This window comes from Flavobacteriales bacterium, assembly GCA_013214975.1.
Lineage (GTDB): Bacteria > Bacteroidota > Bacteroidia > DT-38 > DT-38 > DT-38.
On the sequence record JABSPR010000032.1, the window covers coordinates 1 to 7,842 of the forward strand.

General features: G+C 38.1%; 5 protein-coding genes. 4 read left to right on the forward strand and 1 reads right to left on the reverse strand.

From position 1 onward, the window contains the following. Window positions 1–425, forward strand: a 425-nt coding sequence (locus HRT72_02345; GenBank protein ID NQY66550.1) for a hypothetical protein, incomplete at its 5' end; no start/stop codon positions are given. 57 nt (window positions 426–482) lie between these two features. Here HRT72_02345 and HRT72_02350 read toward each other — a convergent pair. Then, window positions 483–1,487 carry an NADP-dependent oxidoreductase gene (locus HRT72_02350; GenBank protein ID NQY66551.1) on the reverse strand — a complete coding sequence of 335 codons (1,005 nt, stop codon included), beginning with the start codon at window positions 1,485–1,487 and terminating at the stop codon, window positions 483–485. 187 nt (window positions 1,488–1,674) lie between these two features. Between HRT72_02350 and HRT72_02355 the strand changes: the two genes are divergently transcribed. From HRT72_02355 to HRT72_02365, 3 genes are all read left to right on the forward strand, one after another. Next, window positions 1,675–1,986: a hypothetical protein gene (locus tag HRT72_02355; protein ID NQY66552.1), complete on the forward strand. Its 312-nt coding sequence runs from the start codon at window positions 1,675–1,677 to the stop codon at window positions 1,984–1,986. A 204-nt stretch (window positions 1,987–2,190) separates the two neighbouring features. Further along, window positions 2,191–2,622, forward strand: coding sequence for a T9SS type A sorting domain-containing protein (locus HRT72_02360; GenBank protein ID NQY66553.1), 432 nt, complete (start codon window positions 2,191–2,193; stop codon window positions 2,620–2,622). A gap of 605 nt (window positions 2,623–3,227) precedes the next feature. Then, on the forward strand, window positions 3,228–7,842 hold a 4,615-nt coding region (locus tag HRT72_02365; GenBank protein NQY66554.1), incomplete at its 3' end, for a hypothetical protein.

Sequence of the window (7,842 nt, forward strand, 5' to 3'; positions counted from 1 at the left end):
CACCCAATGGCGGGATAATAAGCGAAGATGAAAAATTTAAAATAGAGTTGTTGATTAATCCATCGATGATTCAGGATCAACTAGTTTTTTACTTATACAAGAATGGATTCAAGGGAATTCCGAACGCAGGTATAACAGGGTATGTAAAATTTATTAAGAAGAACGGGGAGGAGTTTGATAGGAAGCTGAAATCAAGAGGTGATAACCGTTTTGTTGCCCAGTTGAAAGGTACCGAGTCGTTTAATTGTCAAGTGATATTTACTTTGAAAAAAGGTAAAGAAATTTCCGGTACATTTAGTTTCGTAGGTGATGAACCAGAGGGCTCCTCAAGATATTATTGTGCCATGCATCCAAAGAAAAATCAAGATAAACTCGGATTGTGTTCTGAATGTGGAATGGAATTAAAATTAAGAGAATTGAAGTAGGAAAAGGCCGACGTCCATAACAACAATAGAAATCATTATTTCTAAATCGAATAAACTCTACTTAATTTTAATTACGACTTTACCTTTAGCTCTGCCGCTTTTTTGATACATAAGTGCCTTAACGCTGTCCGATAATGAAAATGTTTTATCAATTACCGGTTTGATTTCTTCGCGTTCAATCAATCCTTTAATTTCTTTTAATTGAGCTCTGTTTGGTAGCATCACTGTTGATTTGTAAAATACAGAATGCACTCTAGCTTGTTTGGTGAATTTTCTTCTCATGAATAATAAAACAAGACGAACGAGCCAATTCATATTAAATGCTTTGGCTGTTGCGTCGTCCACATTTTGTCCAACGATACTCATTACAGTGCCTCCTTTTTTTACCACCTTAAAGGCATCTAATTTGTATTTATCACCAAGCGTATCCAAAACCAGATCGAGGTTTTTAGTCACTTCCAAGTAATCCTCTTTGGAATAGTCTATTACCCGGTCGGCGCCCAATTGTTTAACCCAATCCACATTCTTTGTACTGGTGGTCGTGTATACATAGGCTCCTTTCAGTTTAGCATATTGAATCGCGAAGCTACCTACACCACCAGATCCTGCATGAATCAAAATACGATCTCCCGATTTAAGCTTGGCCTTTTTAAAACACTGAACAGCAGTTAATCCAACTAGCGGAAGGCTAGCAGCAACCTGTAAGCTAACGTTAGTTGGTTTATGTGAAATCGTAGCGCTATCTATGGCAACATATTCGGCAATGGAGCCGGGCTGTTTTGAGGAAAGTACTCCGAATATTTCATCACCAACCTCGAAATTAGAAACGTTATTGCCTTTCTTAATAATAGTACCAGCTATATCATATCCAACACTAGCAGGCATTGTAAGCTTTAAAAAACGTTTAATATTACCATTTACTACTTTGAAATCTACGGGGTTAACACTAGCTGCATGCACTTCTATTAACACCTGTTGTGCGCTAATAATAGGCATGTCGATATTGTTGAGAAATAATTGTTGCTCAAGATCTCCATTCCCTTTAAATTGTAACGCTTTCATAAACAAATTTGCTGCAAAAGTAAGCTCATAATATTTGATTATATGCCATCAGTTGATTGTAGTGCTAAATAGAAAATGTCACTTCAACTTATAACTCCAAAATAATTTTATCTAAGATCATAGAATTGGTGTAATAAAATTGACTTAAGGAAAATAGATACTATTCAAAACATAAATATATTCGAAGATGATAAAAGCGAACAGTAAACCGGAGCTGTATTCAACACTTGCTGCGACAATTATTACTGCACATACGGCATCAGCAAATATTGTATTTACGGGCATTGACCCTGATACAACTCTCAATTTTCCTGGGGAAAGTTTTGGAGTTGATCTAAATCAAGACCAATCAGATGGCTTTGAACTTAGAATAACTACATATGTTAATCCATATAGCGTGAACTACTATAGCACATCTATTCAGAATCTTGGAAATAACTATTTTGCAAAACCACTTGCTTTGCAGAAATACGTAGATAATTTGGACTACGGGCAGTAAATAAACAATACAAGGATATTATATTGGGGTTCGCTGTCTGGTACTGAAAAGGTTAGGGATATAGGTTGTTTTGATACTTATTATTCTAGGGATTATGGGTTTTGGCCCGATGCGGAAAGTAAATATTTAGGGGTTAAGATTAATTACAATGGAAATGAACATTTTGGATGGATTCAACTGCCTGTAGCTTCTGGATTTCAATCGATGACTGTTCTTGGATTTGCATATAAAACTTGCCCAGGAGAGCCTATAAACGCTGGGCAAATAGAAGGAGGCTGTATGCCAACTGGTATAGGAGAGGTTTCTGTTGATAATAATATTGATTTCATGTTATACCCAAACCCTGTTAAAGATAATCTCCATGTAATTTTGGAGCCCGATTTTAACAAGGGCAGGGTAAGTGTCATCGATATTCAAGGTGATTTGGAAGCAAGTCAATCGATTGTCAATAATAATTCCTCCAGTATTTCTCTTTCTCATTTTCCTGCTGGAAATTATACAGTTATAGTTGAAACGCTTGATAGGAAATCTGGCAAGAAAATAGTAAAAACTAGACCAGCGCTCTTCAAGTTCCCTAAATCAAGCGGGGAAAAGTTGTTCCGAGATAGACGGTGTATTTTAGTTTCTTTTCGATGATTTCGGAATCTTGATATTTGTATCCAAGATATCTGATGTTTTGTCGTGCTAAAAAAAAAAGGCTCGTCAGACTCGCTAGTAACTAGTTGATCATCAGTCTATGGATCCCCTTTAAATTGTAGTACTTTCATAAACAGATTTGCTGTAAAAGTAAGATCATTTTGCTTGGATATACATTCAATATTGAAGTGGTAGATCAAGTGTTGGCTCTTCAGGTATATATGAATGTTAAACGTCTCTTTAAGAAAGTATATTTGATATTCTTTGTCATTTAGGCAGCGAATTGACTATAGAAATAGTCTGTTAATTAACTGCCGTTAATTAAAGGTAAATGCAGAATATTGAGTATTCGGTTCTTTGTTCGGATTTCATTCATCGTGATAAATGGGTAGTTGACTGATTTATCCAAATTGAGAAATAAGGAATAGTAATTTGCAGGAAATGTACGGAATCGATATTTCCGTGAAGGGAAAAGGTAATATTGGCTTGTGGTAAGAGTTCGGTAATCATGGAGTAGCCGAAATGACCGTAGAATATATAGTGATAAATCAAAAAAAAATACGTAATTTATAGTATAATAAAGACGCTTACAGTCTTATTCGAATATGACTAGAACAATAGCCCCTTCTATTCTCCTGATTTTTATTGCAATTACCTCCTTTTTTGTGACTGGAAATGTATTGGCACAAACACTCCCTTCTACAGGATTAGTCTTGCATTACGATGCACAAGATATTGATGGGGATGATGATCTTTTGGACCAACCATCAAACGGTTCTGCTATTACTACTTGGGTAAATAAGTCTTCTTCCGACGATGCGATCGCCACAGGAGGGAATGAGCCGACCTTCGATGCAAATGGTTTAAATTCCAATGGTGCAGTTAGTTTTGATGGAATAAATGATTTATTCACCATAGCTGATTCAGATGATTTAAACACAGAAGCAACAACCAATGAGATTTCGCTAGCGATTGTTCTAGAAACAGGAGCGAATATTGACACAAATCGAATTATCTACGAACAAGGTGGAGGAGCAAGAGGCTATAGCTTTGTGATTCAAGATAATCACATATTTGCTGGTGTCTGGAATAATGCAGAGTGGGATGTTGGTCATCAATACAAAAGTGTTGACTTAGGGGCTGTAACTGCTAATACTACCTATTTTATAACGATAGTGCAGAGTTCATCCTCTGGAGTAGATGCTACCAATACATTAAGTATTTATTTGAATGGGTCTTTGGCGAGCAGCGTGAATCACGTCGACCCTCAAAGTGCTCATGGAGGAGATATCGGCTTAGGTCGAGTAAATGGAGGAACAGTATTGCCTGCAGATGATGTCGTTGGAAATAATGCAAATACGGATTATTACCAAGGGGTAATTGGTGAATTTCTAATTTGGAAAAGTGCCCTTTCGGCTACCGAAATAAATGAATTGAATACCTATTTTTTGGACAGATGGAGTATTCAAACGTCCCCAGCACTTGATTTAAATGGCTTAGCCTCTAACGGGCAAAATTATGCAACACAGTTTTCGGAAGGTGGTGTTCCTGCAAATATTGCCAATTCAGGATCTGCCTCAATCACTGATATCGAGAGTACCTATCTTTCTCAAATGACCTTTAAAGTGGCTGGTATATTGGATGGAACAAATGAAATATTTAATATAAACGGGACTGATATTGTACTTACTACCAACGCTGTTACCACTATACCGGCAGCCAATAGTTTACCAAAAATGCAAAGCACTATCTCGGCTGGTACAGGAGCCGATGCTGGCAAACAAATTGTTTTATTAGAATCTGTAGACGCAGGTGATAATGTGATCGACCTTTCCATTACAGATGCTCAATCTATTCTAAGGGGTATAACTTACACAAACAATGAGCCGTTAGTATCTATTGATACAGGAGTTCGGGATATCGAGATTACAGCAACAGATACGGAAAGTAACGAATCCGCCGTGGTGAATTGTGAAATGGATGTAATTACCGGAGCACCTGCTCTTGATTTAAACGGACCTGTAGCTGCCGGGGGGAATTATTCAACTAGTTATGTAAATCTCGCGACTGAAAATATTTCTGATGCTACAGCAACTCTTACAGCCGGAAATAGTGTTCAATCATTAGAACTGTTTTTAGCTGTACAAGACATGAATTTGGAAAATTTCAATATCAGTGGAGTGGCTTATGATATTTCTACGAATTTTTCGTATACGGATATGGATGCTAGCCCAGAACTTTCATTAGTGGATATTGATATTACTGTCTCTGAAGTGCTTACAGGATTAAATGCTGGAAAGCAAAGTGTGCTCATTGAACCTGTTGGAGGCATAGCTACAGCTGCTGAAATGCAAGAATTATTACGTAATATCACCTATCAGCATCTTGCAGGTTCATTCTCAACCGAGGATAGAATTGTTGGTGTTGTTACAACTGATATAATTCCTTTATCCTCGTCACAAGTAAATACAACGTTAGATATTGCTACACCTCCTGTAAACAGTGTTCCAGGTACGCAATCTACGGAAGCAAATACACTCTTGTCTATTACGAATATCTCCTGTTCAGATGCCGATGGAGATTTGAATAACGTGAGATTAGAAGCCAAGAGTTTAGGTGTTTTGGATGTGACTATTTCTGGTGGGGTTGTACGCACAGGAAACGGGGTAGATATTATGATATTAACCGGTACGGAAATAGACATCAATGCTACTCTCGCATCACTGACATACACAAGTGTAATCACGACAGGAAACGAAATCTTAGAGGTAACTGCTACGGACGACTTGTCAGCAACAGATATCGACGAGATAACGATATCGATTAATCCACCTCCTTTAAGTGGTTTGGTTTTACATTATGATGCGCAGGATATAGATGGTGATGGGGATTTTACAGATCAACCAGTAGATGGTTCCAATGTAACTCCTTGGACAAATCAATCTTCTTCGGATAATGCAATAGCTGCCGGTGGAAATGAACCGACATTTAGCACAACTGGATTAGGTGCAAATGGGGCAATTAGCTTTGATGGTACCAATGACTTTTTTATAATAGCTAACTCTACCGAACTTAACGAGGAAGCAACAACCGAAGAAATTTCTTTGGCCATTGTATTAGAAACAGGGGCAAGTGTTGGAGGGGATCAGATTATTTATGAGCAAGGTGGTGCTACCCGAGGTTATAGCTTTGTTATTCAAGGTGGTCATATTTATGCTGGTGTTTGGAATATTGCAGAATGGGATGTAGGGCATCAATACAAAAGTGTAGACTTAGGGGCGGTTTCCATCAATACGACCTATTTTATAACCATTGTCCAAAACTCATCTTCGGGTGTCGATGCTACTAATACGTTAAGCATTTATTTGAATGGCTCATTATCGAGTAGTGTTAGTCATGTCGACCCTCAATCTGCCCATGGAGATGGTATTGCATTGGGTTATGTAAACACTGGGACAGTTTTACCTGCGGATAACTCAACTCTTAATGCAGGAGGTGCTAACTTCTTCCAGGGATTTATTGGCGAATTCATGATTTGGAAAAATGCGTTATCAAGTACTGAAATAGATGATCTAAACACATATTTCATAGATCGCTGGGGTATACAAACCCCTCCATCACTAGATTTAAATGGTTTAGCATCTAACGGACAAGATTATGCGACACAATTTTCTGAAGGTGGTGTACCTGTAAATATTGCAAGTTCTGGAGCTGCAACGATTACAGATATTGAGAGCACGGATTTGTTACAGATGACTTTTACAGTGGATGGTATTGCAGATGCTCCAAATGAAGTCTTTAATATAAACGGGACCGATATTGTACTCAGTACCAATACTGCTACGATAATCCCTACTGCCAATAGCTTGCCTAGGCTGCAAATCACTGTTACTGCTGGTATAGGTGGAGATGCAGGTAAGCAGATTGTACTTCTGGAAGAAGTAAACGGTAGTGATGTTGTGATAGATCTTGCTATTACAGATGCCCAATCTATTCTTAGGGGTATTACTTACACCAATAATGAGCCGTTTGTATCCATAAACACTGGAATTCGGGACATTGAAATTACCGCGACAGATACAGAAAGTAACGAATCTGCCGTGGTGAATTGTGAAATGGATGTAATTACTGGAGCACCTGCTCTTGATTTGAATGGACCTGTAACTGCAGGGGGGAATTATTCAACTAGTTATGTAAACCTTGCGACTGAAAACATATCCGATGTTACAGCAACTCTTACGGCCGGTAATAGTGTTCAATCATTAGAACTGTTTTTAGCTGTACAAGATTTGAATTTGGAAAATTTCAACATCAGTGGAGTGGCTTATGATATTTCTACGAATTTTTCACACGTTAACATGGATGCTCTTCCAGAACTCGCATCAGTAGATATTAACGTTACTGTTTCTGAAGTGACGTCTGGGTTAAATGCGGGAAAGCAAAGTGTACTTATTGAACCTGTTGGTGGCATAGCTACCGCCGCTGAAATGCAAGAATTATTACGTAACATCACTTATGAGCATCTTGCAGGTTCATTCTCAACCGACGATAGAATTGTTGGTGTTGTTACAACTGATATAATTCCTTTATCCTCACCTCAAGTAAATACTACTCTTGTTGCAATTGATGAATATACCTGGACAGGGACAACAAATACGGTTTGGAATTTAGCTACCAATTGGGACAATAGTCTTGTGCCTCCAGCTAGTGCGAACGTTACAATTCCAAGTACAGGGAATCTTCCAATATTAGATCAGAATAGGACGATTGGAGATTTAACTTGCACCAGCACAACCTTAGATTTAAATACTTTCGATTTAGATGTTGAGGGAGATGTAACTATTGATGCGGGCGTGATAAGTGGCGGTGAATTAATTTTTTCTGGAACTGCAAAGCAGTTGGTATCGATTGTAGGTGCGTTTAGTGTTGACGACGTGACGATAAATAATTCAAATGGCGTCGAAATATTGTCGGGTGCTATGGACTTGTCGGGTAGCCTAACTTTAACTTCTGGAGATTTTATAACCAATAACAGATTCACGTTAATATCTAATGCAAGTGGATCTGCACGTATGGCTGAGATAGGTGGAGGAGGAATTATAGGTAATATTACAGTGCAAACATATTATGGGTTGTCATCGGGTGGCTACTCTGCAGGGTGGCACGAAATATCATCTTGTATTACTAATGCAACTGTAAGCGATTGGCAAGATGAAGTTT